We start from the raw sequence: 20,612 nt of genomic DNA, 5'->3' as shown, positions 1-20,612 counted from the left end.
ATGCGATTACCAGGAAATCTCAACGTCGAAACCGCTGGCCTGGCGGCCCGCCTCAAGAGTGGCTGTTCGCGAAATCCAGTCCACCGTGAGCGCGTTCTGCTTCGCCCATTGCCTGAGCATATCCGCGCCATCCGTTTTGCTGAGGTCGATGCCGTCGGGCAGAGGTAAACGCAGCGCACGATGGCCGTTTTTTGCGGCATCGTGGAGCTGCAGCTTTATCTTGTCGCTGCGCAAATGCTCGGCTGCTAACCGCTCTAGCGCCACTTGTCGCGCGCGCTCCAGCTCTGGAACCAGCTTGGCCAATTCAAATTTCATCTTGTCCGAGTCTGCGCCTTCGCGAAGCGACTGCCAAGATAGGTATCGGTGACGTTCAGCCGGCCGTGGCCCAGTTCGTTGCTGATTTGCATGCGGGCGCGGAAGTCCGCCGCTTTCTCGGTGCGGCTCAACCGTTCATGCGTCGCGCCGCCTGCCGCAGGGCAGGGGCGGCCTGTCAGCGTTTGATACCGCCATTGTGCATACCAGTGGCGATGGCCGTGCATGTTGCGAATGCCGACGCCCCAAGTCTCGTGCTCGACATCCTTGCGAAAATCAATGTAGCGCTCTCCCTGTGGAATCAGTGAGCCGTCGCCGCACACCCTTCGCAGTTCATCGAGCAAGGCACGCTGGCGCGGATGCGTGATCGGAATATCGCGGGCGCGGCCGCCCTTGCACCAGCTCGGCTGCATTACCAGTCGATCGCCTTTATCGGCCTGCCCGACCCGGAATTTCAGGCTTTCCTCCAACCGCATGCCGAACGCCATTTGCAAGCGCAGCGCGAGCTGGTGACACAAGGGAAGGGCGGCGAGTTTTTCGCCTTGCACGACATGGGCGCGGTTGCCGGCGAAGGCCGCACGTTTGGCAATGCCGGCGCTATCGTTGTCACGCGGGACCACGTTGGGTTTACGCACTTTAGCGGCCCACCAGCGTAACCATCCCATGCGGTTTTTCATGGTACCGGCCGAGAGGCGCGCCGCGCGCCAATGATCAAGCAGGGCCTCGACATGGCGCGGCTTCAAGGACGACGCGGCCGGAAGCTTGAACCCAAGGGCGCGCAGGTCGCGCGCCATGAGCTGCAAGCCCCGGTGTCGTTGCATGCGCGTCAGATACGACCCGTCACCATCGCCCAGGGCGATGCCTTTCAGGTCATAGGCTAGCACATCCATTCTCGTTGCTTTCGTGAGTGTTTATGACCGCCGTTGCAGCCTTGGCTGCAATGGCCCGCCATTCGGCGGAGTGGTCGCTTCAACACGGCGAGCGACGCCGCATTGCCTCGTTCTGGTCTGTAACCGGTTCGCTACCAGGAATGCGGCCAGCTCTTCCTGCGCTGTGCACTGGCATTGCCGACGTGTGGCGTGTTCCTGTCATTACTTCCCTCCTTCGGGGTTGCGGCTGGCATTGCCCGTGGGGTTGCACACGCCGCGTGGTTGCCGGGATACGCCCGGCCGCTTTGGTCTCGTCATGGCTTGCTCCTTGAAAAGGTAGTGGCCTTGCGGCCGGGGTTTCCGCGTGTTGCGCGGTGGCAGCCGGACATCATGCTTCTGGCACTCGCCGGCACTCCGGCGATGCAGGGACCGTGCCTATTCTGCACGGCCTGAAAAATCCCCGTGTTGGTTGGAACATCGAACCGCCATGACGTATCCGCAGGGCTTGCGGTTCGCGCCCTCACTACCGAGGGCAGCGAGTAGTGAGGGCGCTTTCAGCGGTGTTGCCGGTTTGCCGGCATCGGGGAGGGAGCCTCCCCGAACCCTTCCCGTGGTGCTTAGGGCTACGCCACCCAGCACCCAGCGGAGGTCGTTGCGCACGCCTCCACACCACCAGGCGGCAGGGATACCCTGCACCCCTATTTACGTTTACGCAGCGTTCGCCTCAATTCCTGGCCGGCGTAGAGCACGCCAACAATCTCGACCCGCTGTTTACGCAAGCGATATGCAATGGTCACGCGCCGCTCCATGGTGATGGTGCGCAGCCCAGACAGAATATCCTCGCGGCTTCGCCCGCGCTCGGGGAAGTCTGCCAGGCTCATACACATGGCATAGATGCGGTCGAGATAGCCATTGGCTATAGCCAAGCCGGCCTCCATGGCTATGTAATAGCCGAGGTCGGCCATTTGGTTCTCGGCGCGACGTAAGAAGACGACCTTACGCGACACGCTTCGCGGCTTTCACCTTCCTGGCGATCCGCGTCCGTACCCGCTTGAAAACCTCGTCAATCGGCGAGGGCGGCCGTTTGTCGGCAACTGAGGCCAGGACCTCTTGCCGCAGCCACTCATCAAACACGGCATCGCGCTCGCTCATCAGGCGGAGCGCGTCATTCATGACTTCGCTGGCGTTCTCGTATCGGCCGGAATCCAGCTGTTGTCGGAGAATCGCCTGCTGCTTCGAGCCGAGTTCGACGTTGATTGCCTTGCCTGCCATGAGTTTGTCGCTTTCCTTTGACCGAACCATACCACGGCCGACATGCTGATGCAGCAGTTTCGTGGTACTGTCAGCGCATGCTGGCGGCGCGCATCATCCGACAGCATGAAGCTGCGCCGCCGCCCGCATATTATCGCCCCGGCCGACATCACCAAGGGTGCTCAGGCTGAATCCGCTTTCCGCAAATGGCTTGACGCGGCCGTGCTGCCGCACATTTATGTCGAACAATCACCCCTGACCGTGCCGGAGCCGTTGCGCGAGCAAATCAAACGCCCCGATTACATCGTGGGGATTCCCGGCGTCGGGATGGTGGCTTTCGACGTGAAGGCGAAAACCATCTATCCCGAAGGGCTGATATTCGACCTCGACGAGGTGCCCGCGGTGCGGCGTAGCAAGGTGTTGACGTTGTGCATGCCCATCGAGCGCGCGTTGCTTGTGTCGATGGATGAGCCGTTTTATTCAGCGTTTGTTCGTGCTGTTGCTTTGAATTGATCGGCGTGCCGTTCCGGACGGGCTTTAAACTGCGTTCGGAGCTGCGGCGCTATCTCCGCCCGTGCGGGTGACAATCCCTCACGCAAAAGCCCAGCATAGCCTCATTGCTTTCGAGGTGTTCCCCAGATGCCTGTATACCGGTAGCAAAACGGAGCGCGATGCAGTTTTGTTTTCTCGTCGAGTTCGCCGGGCATATTAACATTAGCGACGTTGTTCTTAAAGATCAGCTCGGGGCCATCGAACCAATCGCCGTCCGCGATGACGCTGCAATCCGCCTCCCATTTGTGGGATACCTTCACGTGAGCGCGGGTGATTTCGTAGTCAGTATCGTTTTTCGTGACGGTGAAGATCATCGGAGGATTGTCGAAATTCTTGCTTCCCATCAAAACGACGCCGGGGTCTTTGTCAAAATCCGGCATCATGCTGATATCGAGGCCTTTACCAAGGTAGGACAGCGGGAGTTCTTCTTCCTTACGAAACCGGATCGCGCATACCTTCTGAACCGTATACATCGCGACTGACGGTTGGCCGCGCATTTCCCTGACCACACATTCATCGTAAGAGCTAGGTCGATCCAGATACCACACAACGCCGCCTGCGATGACCGCCGCCGCAATGACGCTCAAGGTAATTCCAACAAACCACCTAAACATTACGTCTCCTGACAGGCCGATCTCAGAAAAAAGCCCTTTCAGCAATCTCCAGCCAGCTGGTGATCGTGTCAAACATGATGGATTGGCGTGCCTTCACAGGCCGAGTTTTAAACTACGTTCGGAGCTGCTGCGCTATCTCCGCCATCCGGGTCACAATCCCTTACGCAATACCCCGCGCAGGCCGCTTGGCGTTCAAGCCCTGCCTGCGGCTCCAGGTGTTCGCCTCGGCACCACAAGGGCAGGGGGCTTGAGCGCGCGCCTGGCGCAGGCAAGCGGCTGGCCATTGCCTAAGCCGGAATGCGGCTTGGGCAAGCCACACACATGACGCCAAAGTAAACGCGGCGCGATACAGATTCAGCGGCTTAGCCTTATTATTAGTTCATGCGCGCTGTGTTGCTCGGGTTGATGCTGGCCTTATTGGCGAGCGTTGCTGTGGCCCAGGACTGGGGTAACATCGCCGTCATTTCCTCGACGCTGGGCAACAACACCAATCGCCTGTGTATTGGCGAACATTCAAGGGCTGGTGACATCGGCTGCCCCACCTATGCGCCGAGCCTGACGACAGCAGGTGATGTGAGCGTGAGCGGTAATTTGTCGGCGGCGACCTTCATAGGTGACGGCAGCGGCCTGACCGGCGTCATAGCGTCTTCCGTATCGCCCGAAGTCATCAGTATCAACGATCTGTCTGACGCGTCCAGCACGGTGGCCAGCGGCAATATGTTCCTGGGGTCGCTGGGCGGTAGTAGCATCACCACTGGCACTTACAACGTTGGGCTTGGCATCGGTGCCCTGGCCAGTGCCACCTGGGCTACACAAAACACGGCCATTGGTACCCGAGCCCTGGCTAAAACAGTCAGCAGCGCCAATAACGTCGCTATTGGGTATAACGCGTTGAACGCTGATACCTCCGGCAGTAACAACGTTGCTGTCGGCCCTTGGGTGCTTTACCTGAACTCGACCGGTACCGGTAATATCGGCATTGGCAATGGCGCCATGACTTACAACCGAACCGGCGGCAGCAACATCGCCATGGGCTTCCAGCATGTCCTGGAAATGAACCAGACTGGTAGCAGCAACATCGCCCTGGGTTACTTTGCGCTCTACAGCCATATGATGCCGTCCGGGCTTATCGCCATCGGCGAAAAATCAATGGCGAACATCTCGGGCACGAGCGGCGCTGGCAATAGTGCCGTGCGCAACACGGCGCTTGGCTATTACACCCTTGTCGGCAGCAGCACGCCCACAAACAATACTGCCAGCGATAACACCGTATTCGGCTATAAGGCAGGTAACGGCGCCAACCTGACGACGGCCAGCGGCAACACCTTGATGGGTTCTATGGTGGCTGATGGTATCACCACCGGTAACAGTAATACTGCTATAGGCGCCTATGCTGGCCGCCTCATCACCACCGGCACCAACAACATCACCATCGGCGCCAATGCCGATGTACAGAATGGCACCGGCAGCAACCAGCTCAGCATCGGCAATGCCATCTTTGGCGACCTCGGCCGTGCGTTCAACACCTACATCGGCATCAACATCAACAGCCCCACGGTCGCACTGGAGGTCTCCGGCACGGTATCGGCTTCGTATCGGCTTCGCGCTTTGTGGGCGACGGCAGCAGCCTGACCGGCATTACCTCCGCTGGCGACCGCATCGTGAGCGGCTCGGCGTTCGTGAAGGCACTACAAGGTGCCGGTGGCGAAGTATCCGGCACGCTCAAGCTAACCAGCAGCGGCAGCGAGCCGTGCGATGCCGCGCACTACAACACGATGCGCATCGACCCGGTTACCCACTTCATAGAGGTATGTCGACCGTAAATATCATTCATGGTTGCCGCCACCGTCGGTTTTAAACTGCGTTCCGAGCTGCTGCGCTATCTCGGGGTCGTTTGCGGAAGGGCGAAATCCTACGCTAAGCCGAGGACCACTTTCGCGAGCTCGACATTGCGCGAATCATTCTCCGCCAATAGTTTGACGCTTGGCACCGTGCGGCCAGCCGCTTGCTCCTCTGGAATGGCGAAGGCGCGGATAATCCTGGTTTGACCCTTATGGGCGACCGTCAGCAATGCAAGCACTGACAACGACGCGCCCTTTGAGGATCAAACTATGTTTTCCTTTTCCGACTCGAAATCTATGGCTAAGGCTCTTCGCAAAGTTTTGGAGGAGCACAATCTGCAGCTTTCACACAGCGCATGCCTTGAAATCGTCGCTCGCCAACTTGGTTTCGCAAATTGGCAGGTTCTAAGTGCCGTTTGCGAACATGAAAAACAACTAGCCGTGATTGTTTTCGTGGAACATGGTCGCCAACAGGAAGCCGCCGCATTTTATAGGTCGGCGTTTAACGCCTCCCATATGGGAACGCATGAAGATAGCAATGTTCTCTATGCAATAGATCTCGACTTAGGCGGGATCAAAATCACGGTCTCTGGTGCCAACCCGAGGCGGGAGGCGGAGCCTCATCGAGGAGGCCCTTTCTTCCCGAAGGCAAATGGCGCGGTAAATTCGATTTTTTCGCTCACGGTCGCAGATGCTGAGAAGACGCTGCAGCAGGCCATTGCTGCAGGAGGAACGATCCGAAATCGCCTTGAGATCAGTGACGAACGTAAGCGAGTGGCAAGCTTTTTCGATCCATTCGGGCATGTCTGGGCTTTGACTGAAACGCAGCGAGTAAAGATTTCGCCTCGCGAACTGGATGAACTGCGTGCGGCCGAGCTGGCCCGCATTCGGGAGGCCAGATGTATTACGCCTGCCCCAGAACCCGCAGGCCATAATCTCTGAGTTCACCTTTCGGGCCAACATATCGGTAAAGAGTGACAGGCTCGATCCCCAGTTCTTTGCACAGCTTGGAAACGGACGTGTCACGCTGAGCCATTGCGGCTTGGGCTGGGCTCACCTGCGCTTTAGTGAGGGCGAATTCTCGCCCTCCCTTTCGTCCGCGCGCTCTTGCTGCGGCGAGACCGGCCATGGTGCGCTCACGGATCAGATCGCGTTCGAATTCGGCCAGTGTGGCGAAGATACCGAACACCATACGGCCGGATGCGGTCGTGGTGTCGATCTTGGCACCTTTCCCTGTCAGCACACGCAGGCCAATCTTGCGTTCTGATATTCGTCGCCATCACAGACGTATCGAATTGCTGTGGCGCCTATCTCGGACAGACACTAAAGCGATTTACTTCCCCACGAACGCGGCAATCTCGCGCAGCGGAATACGCACGGGCATCTCCCATGCCTGACAGGGCCTGCTGAATCGCCATACCCTTGATGCAACAGGGCTACAGGCGGTGTTGCGTGCGTGCAAAATTTAAGAATTCTGCACGTTTCTTTTGACGCTGATTTATCAGTGGCTTATTATGCCGCATAAATCAGTTGCGAATGTATGAGCAGAAAACGCCGCCTTATCGGGTACGCTCGGGTCAGTACGACCCAGCAGGATTTAACGCGCCAGCTGAAGGCGCTGAAGCAGTACGGCTGCAACCCGGTGTTTAGTGACAAGGCTTCGGGCAAGAGCCTAGCCGGTCGGCCGCAGCTCGAACTGGCGATTGAGCAGCTACGCAAGGGCGACCAGCTGGTGCTGGCCGAGTGGGACAGGGCCACACGCTCGATTTGGGACGGCCTGCATATCATCAAATCCGTCATCGAGGCCGGTGCCAGCATCCGCGTGCTTGATAGGTCTTACATCGACCTCGACACCCCCATGGGCAAAGGATTCATGGCGCTGTTTTCAGCCATGGCCGAGGACGAGCGCGAGCGCATCCTCAAACGCACCAACGAGGGCCGTAGGCAGGCGAAGGCGCGCGGAGTGAAGATGGGCCGCAAACCGAAGCTCAAGGCCGTGCAGCTCGCAGAGATACGCGAGCGCCTGGCCAACGGCGAATCCCAGGTGAAGCTGGCCGAGTCTTACGGCGTTCACCGCTCGACAATATCAAGGGGGCAAGCATGACCGCGATCGTTCTCACCCGCATCGACCCAACACAAAAAATGCAGCGGTTCTATAAGCTCGACGTGCAGCCCGATTTGTTCGGCGGCTGGTCGCTTATTCGGGAATGGGGGCGCCTCGGTCGCGCGGGTCAGGTGCGCACCGAGAATTACCCGACGCGCGGCACCGCCGACCTAGCCATGGTTGGCCACTACAGCCGCAAAGCCCGCAAGGGGTATCACTGACTAGATTTCGTGCCGTGGCTGTGGCTCAAAAGCCCCGGTGTTTGCCGGGGCTGACATTAGGCCGATCAATACACTATTGCGATCTTCTGTTGATCATCATGATTGCATTTTTCTTGTATCACACCGTCTGGTAGCATGCTCGGAATCATGTCGGAGGGTGGAATTGGCCGATTATTTTGAAGTCGATTTTTTAGACGTTGAAGCTAAGAGCAGCGGCGACGCCATTTGTGTTCGGTACGAAATAGCCGGAAAAACCTATATCCACGTTGTGGATGGCGGGTATCAAAAGACAGGACAATCCGTCGTCGACCACATCAACAAGTATTACGGCAATCCTCAGCGCATCGATCATGTTATCTGCACTCATAACGATGGAGATCATGCTGGAGGGCTGCAGACCGTGCTCGACAGCTTTGAAATCGGCGCGCTCTGGATGCTCCGACCTTGGCTCTATTCGGATCAGCTTATTGGTCGCTTTCCGACCTATTCCAGTGTTGACAGACTCCGTAGCGCGCTTCGTTCGGCTTTCCCCAACCTGGCAGCACTCGAAGACATCGCGAACAAACGCGGCATCCAGATCGTCGAGCCATTTCAGGGTGCCACGATCGGTGCGTTCTGGGTCATGGCCCCGACGCGCCAACGCTATTTTGATCTGATCGTTGAGTCCGGCAAGACGCCGGAAGGTGCCAAGGACGAAGGGATACTTGCGAAAGCCGGTGCGTTCGTTGTGGAAGCAGCCAAACAGGTTACAGCCTTGGTACGGGCGGCTTGGGGAGATGAGTATTTTCCGGCAGGAGAAACAAGCACCGAAAACGAAATGAGCGTGGTGCAGTACACGCGCATTTTAGACAAGAGCATTATGCTTACTGGCGATACTGGTCGGAGTGGCCTTCGGGAAGTGATCGACTACGCCAAAGCTCTCGGCATTCCGCTACCCGGCCTTCACTACTTCCAGGTGCCGCATCATGGTGGACGCCACAACGTCACTACTGATCTACTCGACGAACTTCTCGGGCCTCGTTTAGCCAATCAACAGAACGGCACGTGGACTGCCGTTGTTAGCTCGGCAAAGGCAGACCCGGACCATCCTCGCAAATCTGTAATCCGTGCCATGATTCATCGCGGCGCGAATGTGCTTACGACGGAAGGCTCGGGCAAGTGCGTGAGCAAAGGCGCCCCCGATCGAGGGTGGTATGCTGCAACGCCGGAGCCTTACCCGCCCGAGCAAGAGGACTAAAGCGCAGTGGTTGAGGATCTAAAAAACTTGTTCGATGGGTACAGCCGGCAGGCCCGGCTGTTTCCAGCGCTGCTGACAGTTTTTACGCCGCTCGTGACAGCCCTTGCATGGTTTCCAGAGTTGGTCACGTCTCATATCGCCTCGACATTGCTGACCATCGCAACGTCGTGTGGTTTGCTCTATTGGCTCAGCTCAATAGCCAGAAGCCGTGGCAAAATTGTCGAACGACGATTGCTGGACGAGTGGGGTGGCTGGCCCACGACTTATCTATTGCGGCACACGAGTAGGCTAGATGAACACACCCGCCGACGGTATCACCAATATCTAGCGGCTCGTTTGCCTGACCTGCAATTTCCGTCGCATGCCGACGAGAAGAAAAATCAGGTCGCAGCCGATGCAATTTATGCCTCCGCTATTAAGTGGCTAAAGGAGAAAGTTCGCAAAACGGCGCCCCTCGTCGATAAAGAAAATGCACAGTACGGATTCCGTCGCAATATGCGCGGAATGCGAACTATGGGTTTGTGGGGCGCCCTTATCGCAATCGTAGCGTCGCTAGTGGCTATAGCCGCTCAGATCGATGTCTGGCCACAGGCCGTTGCTGACATGAAGCTTTTCATCGCTGAGCTACGCAAAGCGGGAAATCCCGCAATCTGGGGCGCGTTGGTGATCGACATCCTGGCCGTCCTGGCTTGGACGCTGGTGGTTAACGATGAGTGGGTGAAGGGCGGCGCCGAGCAGTACGCCGAGGCATTGTTCGCAACGTGCGAACGATCTTAACGCTACGCAGCCGCAAGCTGAAGCGGGGGTACCGATAACGTGCCTACAAAATCGCAAATGCGATTCCACGACGCTGTGCGTCATCTCGCTAGAGTAAGCTCGCCGCGAGCGGCCGTGCACACCGGTGAATCTTCTGACATGTCCGAGCTTTCCAACCTAAGGTCATTTATCACGGCTTTCGCAGGATATATCGCAGCGGAGGCAGCGCGATCTTAAGATGTCATCCGAAAATGAAAGGCAGGTATTTCCAGGAATCGAATCGATATTGAGGGCGCTGGCAAAGGTACCAGACATCAAGCCAATGGCTATTCCCAAGCTCGACATGGCCGCTCTCGCCAAGGTTCAGGTCGATGCCTTGGCCGTATTCCCGGAAATCCAAAGGCGCCTAGCGGAACAAGCAAGGCCGCTGGTTGAGTTGCAGCGCAGGCTTGAACATGCCGCGCTTCCCTCTCTCGAAGCCGTTCAACGAATTACGGAGAACGTGAAGCGAGTTGAAGCGCTCCTTCCACGACCGTCACCTCAACAAATACGACTCTTTGAGCAACTGGAGAAAACAGAACGACGCAAACGCGTCCTCGATAGGATCGGTTTGTTGCCGCACCCCTCCACACCCTTTGCATTGCTTGATGGTGACGATGCCGACGATGTTCTTAAGATCAAGATTGAGCAGCATTACCGCGACAACTGGAAAGAAGTTTGCCACGACCTTGAAAGTCGCGCGCAGAGGTTTGATGTCGATGACGAAGCGAAAACCACATTAGCCGAGGCCTTAGCCGCACACCAAAGCGGATTCTACCGTGCTGTATGTCGCCTCCTTTTGCCGGAAATTGAGCGGGTTGCTCGCGTCGAGCTAAGGGGAGATTGCCTTGGTAGTCTGAAGATTGAAAAGGTAATCGGCGAACCAGGAATGGAATTGACGATCAGCGAAACCAACCCGCCTGGCTATTATGCTCTCGGGCTCTATGAGCGGTTGACCGATCATATCTATGTTAAGGTAGATGAATTAAATAGGTTGAAGTTAAAGTCTGATCCGGTTCCCAACCGGCACGCGGCCATTCACGGGCTAATCGTTTACAACTCGGTTTGGCATTCCCTGAATTCTATTTTTTTGACGGATTTTGCATTTCAAGTGGTGTCAGGCATCAAGCGCTTGGGACGAGAAGCGAAAGCTGCCGATTCTGCTACCTGACCGCGAAGCTTGTTATCCTGTAAGGCCGCTTGGACGTTGTGCACAGTCATGCCGCCGATTTCATTGCTGGCGGTGTTTTCGCCACGACATCGACGAGTCTGCCGCGCGACGCTTAGCGTGTCCCTCACAACAGCTTTTGTAGGGCAGAGCCTTTTGACAAGCTACAGAGCTGCGGCCAAATAAAAGCCCCGCTCAACCACGGGGCTCACCCATCCTACCACACATTGCGCGCCGGTATCGAAGGAAAATGGTGAGCGCATGCGTTCGGCCGCCGTGCGGCCTCCGCAAGCGCCTGACCTTTCCTTGGGTATAAACTGAAATAATGAAAGCATACTTCCCATGGCCTCAACCACATGGAGCACTACCGTCACCATCAAAAACGACAACGAAGCCGTACAACAGATGCGGGATTTTCTCCGGTACAACGACGGCATTGTGCCGTACCGCAACGGCGATGTCGTCGCCAAATACCTGCGGCACATCATCGATAGCAGCAACGCATTTGGCGGCATACAGGCGGAGGTGGCTGCGTCACGCCCCTATGTCATCTCTCAACACAGCAAGGGCCTTGAACATGAACCGCACTCCTTACTGGCGCCACCTTCGACCCAGTTTGTGCGGAAGCTGAAGCAGCTCGCCAGTTGTGCCTTCGGCGCTCTTATTCTGCTCGCTCTTGCCGTGACGTTTGCGGGGTAACCATGCAACAGTCCACCATCCTGCAAGGCGACTGCATCCAGACCATGCGCGAGCTTTCCAGCGCATCCGTCGATTTCGTGCTGACAGACCCGCCTTATGGCGTGCGCTATCGTTCACGCGACGGTCAGACGATTGCCAATGATAACCACCTGGCATGGCTTTACCCGGCTTTTGCCGAGGTTTACCGCGTCATGAAGCCAGGCTCGCTGTGTTTCAGCTTCTACGGCTGGCACGCTGCCGACCAATTCCTGACGGTCTGGAAAGCCCTCGGCTTCCGGGTTGTCGGTCACGTTGTCTTTGCCAAGCGCTACGCGGCTTCGCGGCAGTTCTTCGAGCACCGCCACGAGCAAGGCTATCTCCTCGCCAAGGGCAGCGCCACGCTTCCCGCAAAGCCGCTGCCGGATGTGGTGCCGTGGGCCTACACCGGCAACCGGCTACACCCGACGCAGAAACCCGTGAAGCCGTTGCAACGCCTCATCGAGTCATTCTGCAAGCCAGGCGGTGTCGTGCTTGACCCGTTCTGTGGCTCCGGCTCGACCCTGCTTGCCGCAAAACTCACCGGGCGCTGCTTTATCGGCATCGAGCTTGACGCTGGACACCATGCCACGGCGCTGAAGCGACTGACGGCCGCATGACATGAATCCCTTGAGATGTTACAAGGTATCTAAGGAAAAAAGAGGCGGGGGCTGCGCGCGGCCGCTGACGCGGCCGTGCTCGCCACCCGCCGGAATATTTGCGATCAATCCAGTACTACGCCGGGCGCGATTTGCGCTTGCAACAATTTGATCCCGCCTCCGCCTGCATCATAGAAATAGTAGCGGCCGGTGGGCAGCGTGGTCGGGTACACTGATAGCTCATTCATTTCCTGTCCGCTCATGTCTAGCAGCCCGGAGGCTGTGAGAGCATTGCTCTGGCGCAGCACCAGCCTCAACTCGAGGTTGTTCCGCAAGGAGGAGGCCATCGAATCTGTCGTGGCCTTCTGCAACGCGCAAACAAGAGTAATGCCGAGGGCGCGCGCACGACGGGACAGGCTCACCATATTAGCCTCAAGCCGCTTTGTTCTCGCCCTGGCTTCCTTGTCACTTGCCGTGTCGATTTCGGTTTGCAACTCGGCGTATTCGTCTATGACGACCACGACGCGATCGTGCTGCGGCCAGTTTTGCCAGCGGTTTTGCCGCATGACTTCCTGTCGCTCGGCCATCAACCGCATGAGATCATCGATGACGCGGCACACGTCGCCAAACTCCCACACCACTTCCGTTTTGACACTGTCGCGGTAGCGATCGAACTCAATGCCACCCTTCAAGTCGACGAGCACCAGCCGGCCGATTTCCGGCAATTGCACAAACTGCTGACAAAGGGCGTGAAGCAGGACGCTCTTGCCACTGCCGCTGACACCCGCAACAAGCATGTGCCGCAGCTGGCGGACCGGCACCACCCAATCCTCGCCGGTTTTTACCCGCGTTCCAAACACGACGGCAGCAGGGACGCTTGTGAGCGCAATCGGTCCCTCAAGGCGCAAGAGCCGTTCAGCCATCACCTTCTGCTCAGCTTCGTGCACCGACCGCTCTCTTTCGGATTGCTCATGCTGCCGAGCCCATTCCAGATCCCGTTCGGCGTTAGCAATCAGATTACCAAGCGTTGCGCGAACGTCGGGAAGCATCTTCAAGTTTGGATCGTTCAGCCAATCTTTCAGTTTGGCCTGACCGCCGCTCTTGATGATCGCAATTGCCCTGCTGGCGTCTGCTTCCACGAGTAATTTAAATCGCGAGGTGAACGCCGCCAGTTCGCGCTTTCGGTTTTCGTGCGCGACCTCCTCCTCGCGGATAGCCTTGACCTGCGGTGCACAGGTACGCTCGATGTGCTGTATCACCTCCCGCAAGATGTAAAGGCGCTTTGCTTCAGGCTCGATCGGATGCTCTTCGCCAAAATGAAAGACATAACCTTTGGACCGGGTGAAGGGCAGAACATATCGAAACCGCAAGTTGTCGGTGTAGTAGGCGCCCGGAAAGGGGTAGTCGATGACCGATGCAAACGACTCCCTGTTGCCTTCACCCTTGCATTCCTCCGGCACATCCGCGATATGCCACCCGCCATGCGCGACGATTATTCCGCCAAGGCTGCCTGTCCAGACCGGCACACCGTCCGGCAAACGGTCGCCTGTTTTGCGAGGCCGATTGTCGGCAATCATTTTTGCGGCGCCGCCCACGATCAGGGCCGATACCACAACTGCGAATATTTCCATCATTTGCGCGACCCTGAGGCGGCCTAGCGTGCCGTACGCTATTGAACAGCTGCTGCAAACGCGGCGTGAGTTGGAGATCGTCATAGTGCGGCGCCGTGCCGAGCGGCTGGGGGCCGAGACGCTCTATCTCTGCATCCGAGAGCTTTACACGCACGCCCGACTCGTACTCGATATATTGCTCAGTCGTTTCGACGAGCCCCCGGTGCAGTAGTTTGTAAAGCCACGGTGCGCGTCCGGCGTAGTTAGTCGACTTCGGCTCGAACACCTCACCGACTTCTTCGAGCTGAAAGATGGTACGGGGGACAAGCCGACCAACCTTTGCCTTGGGCATTGGCGGCGGTTCACCAGATGCCTTGTAGTAATCCTGCACGCACTCGTGCTCGAACAGACCCTGGTCCTTAAGACGAAAGCCGATAGGGTGCTCATTTTGCGCGTTGGCACGATGCACATCGCGCATGAACTCCTTGCGGCTGATCTCGCCGCTCGCAACCTTCGCGTAGTAGTCACCAAGCTTGCTCATTTTCTGATTTCCTCGGAAAAGGCGGCCGGGCGTAATTGCCCGGCCGTAGCGTTTAGCCAGATCACGCGGTTACGGGCTTTGAATCGGTTGTCCGCGGGCGCCGGTTTTCTGGCGCTGGGGCATCCGCCTTGAGGTCGCGCACAAACCGGAAATAGAGGCTGCTCTCGACCGCGACCGCGTCGATGGCAAACTCGATTTCGGAGCCGCGAGGATAGCGCGTGGCGTATTCCTCGACCGACACGCCATCCGGCATTTTGATATTCAGCATTTCAACAGCGTCCTTGCTGTTGAGCCGTTGCAGCTGGACGGCGAACGAGGATTTTCCCTCGAACGTCGCGCGCTTGTGGCCGATGACTTTGCCGCGAGCGAGTATGATTGCGAAGTCGTCCATTCTGGACTCCATGAATTGATGAGGTTTCGGGGAAGTCGGTGTTCCGGGCGAGCGCTATGGGGGCATGGCAAACCTCCCGGGTTCTTCAAACGTGCGGGCGACGAGGAAATAATCCGCATCACTTCCGCGAACCCGCCACACGTAGACTTCCGTGCAGATGAAACGACCGAGGTCGGCGGGCGCCTGCACGCCTTCGATATCCTCGGGGAATTCGCCCAGCTCCAGATCGTCGTCGCCCTGCAGATTGCGCGACATCGACAACATGCGGCGGTTTTTGGTTGCGTCGAGGAACGCGCGCAAAGGCGCGTTGTAGTGTGGCCGCAGGCCTTGGCCGTCGCCAGCGTCGTAAAGCTCCAAATGATCGGAGCCGACCAGAAGTGGCTTGCCGTTGCGCGCCACGATCAGGCTTGTAGGCTTGGCCTTGTATTTGCTGATCTCACGGAGGCTTTTGCGGCCGTCTTCATCGATCGGCGCCTTTACGCCCCTGAGAACCCGCACGTCCACCACCGGCCGGTAGGACAATCGCATGCACTTTTGTGTCTGAAGCGCCCATCTCTCCTGGGTGAGGTAGATGCCCTTCTCGCGCCGGAAATAATCGGGGCCGAAGATAAGCAAATAATGGGCGTGGGGACCCCACAACCAGCTTACCGGGTGCCTCGCCAGCTCAATGCTTCGGACCCAGCCCAGCACCGCCCGCCTGACCGGGGCACTCCGCATCAGGGCACTAGTGCCTTTCATGATCGCGGAGGTTGCGTCTTTCAGTTCATGGGCGGGTACAGCCTCGTTTGTGACGGTCAACATCACGGCCTGACTGCCGGGGTGCCTGGCCATGAACCGGGCCACTTTCCGTTCGATCGCAGCGGCCTGCCGCCGCGCGTCGCGACGCTCGCGATCCGGGCATCCCGGAACCCCGCATTCGTGCGCGACGTACCGGGCGCCGCGTTCGTGGACGTGCTTGTAAACTTTGGTGCAACAATTCCGCAGGCGGAGGCCGTTCGGACTTGCCGATAGCGTCGCAGCCGTTGGCGAGGACTGCTTTCGACAGCTGACGGAAGCGGCGCTTCGCATTGCCCTCGCGCCTGCCGGCGTCGGGCAGGTCGCTTTCGCCCGCATCCACTGGCGGGTCGTCGGGATCGCGGGCGTAGTGCAGGAAATCTTGCCAGACGCCGGACTCCTGCAGCCCCGCGCCGAACGGCAATCCGGCCTGTATCATCGTTCAACCGGCCGGCTGGATCAGGACCAGTAGACCAGCGGCGTACCCGACGAGGTGCGGGCGTGCTGGAAAATTCGTGAGGCCGCACCATGCGCGGGAAGTTTCCCGCACTCTGGTTGACGCTATTGTGTTAGCGGGGGATTCTCGATCCCCTTCCGGGACGCCATTTCCGAAGTTCTAGTTTGCAGCCTCGTCGCCTAACTGACTCGCTGAACCGCCGGTGGCATCCAGGTGCCATCCACCAACGCCGCCTTCGGCCAGTATGCACGTACATAGAGGGTGAAATCGCTACCCTTAGGCGCCGGCAGCCAGTTGTCGCGCTGCGCGGCCGGCGGTGCGTCGGCCTGCACACCATCGGAGTTGTGTTTCAGCGCCTTGCCCACCACAGCGATATGTTTTGCATGAACAGTTCACCGGTTGGCCACCGTGCGCCCACGCAGTAGTGCGCGATGATTCCGAACGTCAGGAATACGCCAAGATGAAGAGGCCGAGGCCCCATTTGGCAAAGTGCGTACCGATGATCATGACCTCATCTCCTGCAGCTCGCGACTTGCATTGCTGGCTACGGCTCGAATGCGAAAACCCTGTTCCAGTCCTGCTTCATATCGACGACAGTCCAGCCTTTGGCCTTCGCCTCCTCCCAAGCTTTGTCGAGTTGCCCGACCTTCGACGGGTGATCGTAGGCATATTCACGCGCCGCATCGGTGTGGTGCACGATCCCGGCAAAGCGCGCCCCGCTTCCCGCCATGGTCCATTGCAGCATCTGATGGTCGCCGTCCGAATTACCGAAGGCGAGAATCGGGCGCCGGCCGATCATCATGTTGATGCCGACGGGCTTGCCCGGCCCATCGTCGATGAATTGGACCTTGGCCGTCTTCAGCAACGACGGCCTGCCCGCGGTGTCTAACTGATATTTTGTGACGCCGGACGAGCCGATCACTTGCTCGGGCGGAATGCCGTAGGCCTTTTCCGCCCACACCCGCATGAACTCGACGCCGCCACCCGACACGATAAAGGTCTTGAAGCCGTTGGTTCGCAGATAGGCCAGCAGTTCGACCATCGGCTGATAGACGAGCTCGTTATAGGGTCTGTTGAAGCGGGGATGTTGCGCGGTTGCGAGCCAGTCGGCGACCGACTTTGCGAATTCATCCGTTGTCATGCCGCTATGCGCCGCAGTCACCAGAGTCAGCAGGCCTTTCTCGCCTTGCTCGGCGAGCGCCTTCTTGTCACCGGAGAGGAACGCCTTGAACTGCTGCTGGCTTTTCCATTCCGGATGATGCGGCGCCATCGCCTTGACGCGGTCGAGCGCAAAGGCGGCTTGAAAATAGATCGGCTGCTCACACCATAGCGTGCCGTCATTGTCGAACACCGCGATACGCTCGGCCGGAGGCACGAAATCCGCGCCGCCTGGTGTCGTGACCCGCGCGACGAAGTCGGTGATTGATGTCCTGACCGCGCCGCTATTCCAGGACGGCAGCGGGTCATTCTGCGCGAGGGCGTTGGAATACGGAAGGATGACGCAACAGAACCCCATCAGCACAACGAAGACGGCGCTCCGAACGACGGTCGCAAGGGACGCAACCATAGCAGTCCTCACACAGGTTTGAGAGTGAAGAGGTTGAATCAACCCGGCTCGCTCGTAGACGAGCCGGGTGACGCGCGGTGTGGCGACGCGCCTATTTGACCCCGCGTTGCTGAATTTGCTCGTCGATCATCCTGTTCAACCCGCCGCGAATGCGGTCGAGGTCGAGGTTCTTCTTGAACGACTCCCTGCGTTTGATGCCATCCATCTCGCTTTCCAGGATGTTCGCTGGATTGAAGCTCGGCGGGAATGAGCGCGGCGGAAAGTCCTTGAACGACGCCGCAAACTGAAAAACCTCATCCATGACGCCATACATGAAGCCGACATGATCGAGTTGCCAATCCCAGAAGGTGTTGGATGTGAAGTCTGCGCGTTCGAATGGATCCTGAAACAGGTTGAAGATTTTTTGCAATCGGAGGGTCGTGAACGGTTCGGCCCACAGACCCATGGTGCCTTGCATACGCTGCTCAGAGAACACGCATTTGTAGTCACCCTGCCGATAGGCCACCAGCAAACCGTCGTCGTTCGAATAGAAGAACGCATTGCGAGCGCTCTTGGTGCCGTTGTTGTTCGCGGCACTGCCGCTCACGTTGCGCAGGAAGTTCGATTGATCGAACCCATCGAGGTGCACCTTGTAGTTGATGCCGTTCGCGGTGTAACCCGCCTTGAGCTTGTTGACGATGTCCGGCTCGCCCGCAATGGCGCAGAAAGTCGGTATCCAGTCGTTGTGGCTCATCAGTTCATTCGAGACGGTGCCGGGTTTGATGGAGCCCGGCCAGCGCACGAGGCACGGCACGCGGAACGCACCTTCCCAGTTGGTATTTTTCTCCGAGCGGAACCAGGTCATGGCGCCGTCCGGCCAAGTATTCATGTGGGGACCATTATCGCTCGAGTAGATGACGATGGTATCGTTCGCGATGCCCATATCATCCAACGCTTTGAGCAGCGTGCCGACCGTGTCGTCGTGCTCCATCATGCCGTCGATGTACTCGCTGTCGCCGTGTGTGTAGCGGCCGCGGTGTGAGGCACGGACATGTGTTCGCAAGTGCATGCGGGTGCCGTTGAACCAGCAGAAGAACGGTTTCCCGGCTGCCTTTTGCCGTTTCATGTAGTCGATAGCCGCCGCCGATGTTTCATCGTCGATTGTTTCCATGCGCTTCTTGGTGAGCGGGCCGGTGTCTTCGATCGTCTGTTTGCCGATTTTTCCGAATCTCGGATCGACGGTAGGATCATCGTGGTCGGTCGCCTTGCACTTCAGGACGCCGCGCGGCCCAAATTTTGCGCGATAGGCCGGGTCTTTTGGATAGTCCGGCAATTCCGGCTCTTCCTCCGCATTGAGATGATAGAGGTTGCCGAAGAATTCGTCGAAGCCGTTCACGGTCGGTAGTGATTCATTGCGGTCACCGACATGGTTCTTGCCGAACTGGCCGGTCGCATAACCAAGATTTTTGAGCAGGCCACCAACCGAGGGGTCCAACTGGCTCATGCCCATCGGCGCGCCAGGGAAGCCAACCTTGCTGAGCCCGCTGCGCATGATGTGCTGGCCGGTGAGAAACGCCGAGCGACCCGCGGTGCAGGACTGCTCGCCGTAATAGTGCTGCATCTTGAGACCCTCGCGGGCAATGCGGTCGATGTTCGGGGTTTCGTACCCCATCAAACCGTTCGAGTAGGCGCTGATATTCGCGATGCCGACGTCGTCGCCCCAGATCACCAAGATATTTGGCTGCCGGCCGGGCGGAGACGTTGTTGTCGTGACCGGCGCAGCCTTTTGTCTCTGGGCCTCCGCGGGTGCCGCCATTGTCGCCAGTGTCACCAGTGCCGACGAGCCCAGCAGAATATTCCGGCGACTGAGAGCGTGATTGTCGGCCTTGTTCGATGGAGCTACGGGTTTGTCTTGGTCGTTCGTACTGCTCGTCATTGCACTCTCCGTTCTTCACAAGGAAGTTGAAGGTCACTGCGCAGCGAGTTTCCTTGTCACACAGCGAAATCCGACATGGCTGGTCGACGTATCGACCGGCTCGGCGTGACGCGCGGCGGGGCGGTAGCGGCGGCAATAGTTCGGCGCGCAGAGGTGCGAGCCGCCTTTGAGGACTTTGCGAGGAATCTTGATGCTTGGCTGGCAGGGATCGTAACTCGCGTCCTCTCTGCCGCCGCGCGGGTTTTCGGGGATGCAGCACGCCTTGGGCGCATCGGCTTCATGCTTTGGGGTGTACCAGTCACTGGTCCACTCCCACACATTGCCGATCATGTCGTGCAGACCGTAACCATTCGGCGGAAATGCCGTTACCGGCGAAGTGCGTTCGTAGCCGTCTTCATTCAGGTTCTGCCGCGGGAATTCGCCCTGCCAGGTGTTGGCCATGTGGTGGCCGTTCGGCGTGAATTCATTTCCCCACGCAAATTCCATCCCCTCGAGTCCGCCGCGCGCGGCAAACTCCCATTCTGCCTCGGTCGGCAGTTCCTTGTCGGCCCAGGTTGCATAAGCCAGCGCGTCGGCATAAGCGACGTGGACCACCGGATGATGGTCCTGCACGTTGATGTTGCTCTTCGGTCCATAAGGATGCCGCCAGTCGGCACCCTTCATGAACGTCCACCACTGGCTCCAGTCGCGGAGATTGACTAGGCGCGCGGGCGGACAGAAAACAAGCGATCCCGCATAAATCATCTCCGGGCGAGCGCCTGGATAGTCCTTGGGATCCGGCGGCACCTCCGCGACGGTGACATGGCCGGTTGCTTTCACAAACTGTTTGAACTGCCGGTTCGTGACAGGTGTTTTGTCGATCCAGAACCCATCAACCGTCACGCGATGGCTGGGCGCTTCTTCGGGATAGTGACGGTCGGAGCCCATGCGGAACGTGCCGCCGGGAATCCAGACCATCTCATTCAATGACGCGCTGGCTCGCCCGGGTTTCTGAACATCGGCCTGCGCCATGGTGATGCCCCCGTTGCTCCAAGGCTATTGGGGGCAATAATCCCAGAAGCCCTGCCTGCGGGAGGAGTC

General features: G+C 58.4%; 26 protein-coding genes and 1 pseudogene. 12 read left to right on the top strand and 15 right to left on the bottom strand.

All coding sequences use genetic code 11. The annotated features are described in order from the left end of the window. Positions 1–6 precede the first annotated feature (6 nt). The 4 genes from AC1RT6_RS08640 to AC1RT6_RS08625 form a co-directional block, all read right to left on the bottom strand. Entirely contained in the window at positions 7–303 is a 297-nt protein-coding gene (locus AC1RT6_RS08640; protein ID WP_244553383.1) for a hypothetical protein, read from the bottom strand. Positions 304–311: 8 nt separating this feature from the next. Next, positions 312–1,202 (bottom strand): phage integrase N-terminal domain-containing protein, encoded by an 891-nt coding sequence (locus tag AC1RT6_RS08635; protein ID WP_079445492.1) that lies wholly within the window; start codon positions 1,200–1,202, stop codon positions 312–314. A 677-nt stretch (positions 1,203–1,879) separates the two neighbouring features. Continuing rightward, positions 1,880–2,188, bottom strand: coding sequence for a type II toxin-antitoxin system RelE/ParE family toxin (locus AC1RT6_RS08630; RefSeq protein WP_079445493.1), 309 nt, complete (start codon positions 2,186–2,188; stop codon positions 1,880–1,882). Further along, positions 2,178–2,453, bottom strand: coding sequence for a type II toxin-antitoxin system ParD family antitoxin (locus tag AC1RT6_RS08625; protein ID WP_079445542.1), 276 nt, complete (start codon positions 2,451–2,453; stop codon positions 2,178–2,180). Before AC1RT6_RS08625 ends, AC1RT6_RS08630 begins: the two co-directional genes overlap by 11 nt. Positions 2,454–2,495: 42 nt before the next feature. Between AC1RT6_RS08625 and AC1RT6_RS08620 the strand changes: the two genes are divergently transcribed. Further along, positions 2,496–2,945: a hypothetical protein gene (locus tag AC1RT6_RS08620; RefSeq protein ID WP_244553385.1), complete on the top strand. Its 450-nt coding sequence runs from the start codon at positions 2,496–2,498 to the stop codon at positions 2,943–2,945. A gap of 101 nt (positions 2,946–3,046) precedes the next feature. Here AC1RT6_RS08620 and AC1RT6_RS08615 read toward each other — a convergent pair whose 3' ends face one another. After that, positions 3,047–3,571, bottom strand: a complete 525-nt coding sequence (locus AC1RT6_RS08615; RefSeq protein WP_472791204.1) for a hypothetical protein — start codon at positions 3,569–3,571, stop codon at positions 3,047–3,049. Positions 3,572–3,979: 408 nt separating this feature from the next. Here AC1RT6_RS08615 and AC1RT6_RS08610 point away from each other — a divergent pair, with 408 nt between their 5' ends. Then, entirely contained in the window at positions 3,980–5,230 is a 1,251-nt protein-coding gene (locus tag AC1RT6_RS08610) for a hypothetical protein (RefSeq protein WP_472791205.1), read from the top strand. Beyond that, on the top strand, positions 5,209–5,421 hold the full coding sequence (locus tag AC1RT6_RS08605) for a hypothetical protein (RefSeq protein WP_472791206.1): 213 nt from the start codon (positions 5,209–5,211) through the stop codon (positions 5,419–5,421). The genes AC1RT6_RS08610 and AC1RT6_RS08605 overlap by 22 nt, the downstream gene beginning before the upstream one ends. A gap of 89 nt (positions 5,422–5,510) precedes the next feature. On the opposite strand, the gene AC1RT6_RS08600 is transcribed toward AC1RT6_RS08605, so the two are convergent. After that, the gene (locus tag AC1RT6_RS08600) at positions 5,511–5,684 is read right to left on the bottom strand and encodes a hypothetical protein (protein WP_158081482.1); all 174 of its coding nucleotides are present in this window, start codon (positions 5,682–5,684) and stop codon (positions 5,511–5,513) included. 25 nt (positions 5,685–5,709) lie between these two features. Here AC1RT6_RS08600 and AC1RT6_RS08595 point away from each other — a divergent pair, with 25 nt between their 5' ends. Beyond that, positions 5,710–6,381 carry a glyoxalase superfamily protein gene (locus AC1RT6_RS08595; RefSeq protein ID WP_139372811.1) on the top strand — a complete coding sequence of 224 codons (672 nt, stop codon included), beginning with the start codon at positions 5,710–5,712 and terminating at the stop codon, positions 6,379–6,381. Here the strand turns inward: AC1RT6_RS08595 and AC1RT6_RS08590 are convergent. After that, positions 6,344–6,715: pseudogene (locus AC1RT6_RS08590) on the bottom strand (recombinase family protein); the annotation flags it as partial. The gene AC1RT6_RS08595 and the pseudogene AC1RT6_RS08590 sit on opposite strands and share 38 nt — an antisense overlap. Before the next feature lie 264 nt (positions 6,716–6,979). Between AC1RT6_RS08590 and AC1RT6_RS08585 the strand changes: the two are divergent. The 7 genes from AC1RT6_RS08585 to AC1RT6_RS08555 all read left to right on the top strand — a co-directional run bounded on the left by AC1RT6_RS08585 (position 6,980) and on the right by AC1RT6_RS08555 (position 12,298). Continuing rightward, positions 6,980–7,543: a recombinase family protein gene (locus AC1RT6_RS08585; RefSeq protein WP_079445498.1), complete on the top strand. Its 564-nt coding sequence runs from the start codon at positions 6,980–6,982 to the stop codon at positions 7,541–7,543. Beyond that, entirely contained in the window at positions 7,540–7,764 is a 225-nt protein-coding gene (locus AC1RT6_RS08580; RefSeq protein WP_079445499.1) for a WGR domain-containing protein, read from the top strand. Before AC1RT6_RS08585 ends, AC1RT6_RS08580 begins: the two co-directional genes overlap by 4 nt. A gap of 163 nt (positions 7,765–7,927) precedes the next feature. Next, positions 7,928–9,001 (top strand): ComEC/Rec2 family competence protein, encoded by a 1,074-nt coding sequence (locus AC1RT6_RS08575; RefSeq protein ID WP_139372812.1) that lies wholly within the window; start codon positions 7,928–7,930, stop codon positions 8,999–9,001. A gap of 6 nt (positions 9,002–9,007) precedes the next feature. Continuing rightward, positions 9,008–9,778 carry a hypothetical protein gene (locus AC1RT6_RS08570; protein WP_472791208.1) on the top strand — a complete coding sequence of 257 codons (771 nt, stop codon included), beginning with the start codon at positions 9,008–9,010 and terminating at the stop codon, positions 9,776–9,778. 217 nt (positions 9,779–9,995) lie between these two features. After that, the gene (locus tag AC1RT6_RS08565) at positions 9,996–10,967 is read left to right on the top strand and encodes a hypothetical protein (protein ID WP_079445501.1); all 972 of its coding nucleotides are present in this window, start codon (positions 9,996–9,998) and stop codon (positions 10,965–10,967) included. Positions 10,968–11,306: 339 nt separating this feature from the next. Next, positions 11,307–11,663 (top strand): hypothetical protein, encoded by a 357-nt coding sequence (locus AC1RT6_RS08560; RefSeq protein ID WP_079445502.1) that lies wholly within the window; start codon positions 11,307–11,309, stop codon positions 11,661–11,663. A gap of 2 nt (positions 11,664–11,665) precedes the next feature. Then, positions 11,666–12,298: a DNA methyltransferase gene (locus AC1RT6_RS08555; protein ID WP_079445503.1), complete on the top strand. Its 633-nt coding sequence runs from the start codon at positions 11,666–11,668 to the stop codon at positions 12,296–12,298. Between the two features lie 104 nt (positions 12,299–12,402). Here AC1RT6_RS08555 and AC1RT6_RS08550 read toward each other — a convergent pair whose 3' ends face one another. The 4 genes from AC1RT6_RS08550 to AC1RT6_RS08535 all read right to left on the bottom strand — a co-directional run bounded on the left by AC1RT6_RS08550 (position 12,403) and on the right by AC1RT6_RS08535 (position 15,887). Then, positions 12,403–13,815, bottom strand: a complete 1,413-nt coding sequence (locus tag AC1RT6_RS08550) for an FtsK/SpoIIIE domain-containing protein (protein WP_472791210.1) — start codon at positions 13,813–13,815, stop codon at positions 12,403–12,405. Next, positions 13,715–14,428: a hypothetical protein gene (locus AC1RT6_RS08545; RefSeq protein ID WP_472791211.1), complete on the bottom strand. Its 714-nt coding sequence runs from the start codon at positions 14,426–14,428 to the stop codon at positions 13,715–13,717. Before AC1RT6_RS08545 ends, AC1RT6_RS08550 begins: the two co-directional genes overlap by 101 nt. 61 nt (positions 14,429–14,489) lie before the next feature. Beyond that, positions 14,490–14,819, bottom strand: a complete 330-nt coding sequence (locus AC1RT6_RS08540; RefSeq protein WP_079445506.1) for a hypothetical protein — start codon at positions 14,817–14,819, stop codon at positions 14,490–14,492. A gap of 54 nt (positions 14,820–14,873) precedes the next feature. Further along, positions 14,874–15,887, bottom strand: coding sequence for a protein rep (locus AC1RT6_RS08535; RefSeq protein ID WP_472791212.1), 1,014 nt, complete (start codon positions 15,885–15,887; stop codon positions 14,874–14,876). Here AC1RT6_RS08535 and AC1RT6_RS08530 point away from each other — a divergent pair. After that, positions 15,787–16,065, top strand: a complete 279-nt coding sequence (locus AC1RT6_RS08530; RefSeq protein WP_472791571.1) for a hypothetical protein — start codon at positions 15,787–15,789, stop codon at positions 16,063–16,065. The two genes, AC1RT6_RS08535 and AC1RT6_RS08530, sit on opposite strands and share 101 nt — an antisense overlap. 164 nt (positions 16,066–16,229) lie before the next feature. Here AC1RT6_RS08530 and AC1RT6_RS08525 read toward each other — a convergent pair whose 3' ends face one another. The 4 genes from AC1RT6_RS08525 to AC1RT6_RS08510 all read right to left on the bottom strand — a co-directional run bounded on the left by AC1RT6_RS08525 (position 16,230) and on the right by AC1RT6_RS08510 (position 20,543). Next, on the bottom strand, positions 16,230–16,415 hold the full coding sequence (locus tag AC1RT6_RS08525) for a DUF1214 domain-containing protein (protein ID WP_244553386.1): 186 nt from the start codon (positions 16,413–16,415) through the stop codon (positions 16,230–16,232). A 179-nt stretch (positions 16,416–16,594) separates the two neighbouring features. After that, the gene (locus AC1RT6_RS08520) at positions 16,595–17,566 is read right to left on the bottom strand and encodes an HAD family hydrolase (RefSeq protein ID WP_244553392.1); all 972 of its coding nucleotides are present in this window, start codon (positions 17,564–17,566) and stop codon (positions 16,595–16,597) included. 142 nt (positions 17,567–17,708) lie between these two features. Further along, positions 17,709–19,532 carry an arylsulfatase gene (locus AC1RT6_RS08515; RefSeq protein WP_079445510.1) on the bottom strand — a complete coding sequence of 608 codons (1,824 nt, stop codon included), beginning with the start codon at positions 19,530–19,532 and terminating at the stop codon, positions 17,709–17,711. Between the two features lie 33 nt (positions 19,533–19,565). Further along, complete coding sequence (locus AC1RT6_RS08510) at positions 19,566–20,543, bottom strand: formylglycine-generating enzyme family protein (RefSeq protein WP_079445511.1); 978 nt, start codon at positions 20,541–20,543, stop codon at positions 19,566–19,568. Positions 20,544–20,612 lie beyond the last annotated feature (69 nt).

The organism is Nitrobacter sp. MLSD-S21 (assembly GCF_058809865.1).
Note: the sequence above shows the minus strand (reverse complement) of the source record. Positions and strands in the feature narration are given on the sequence as shown.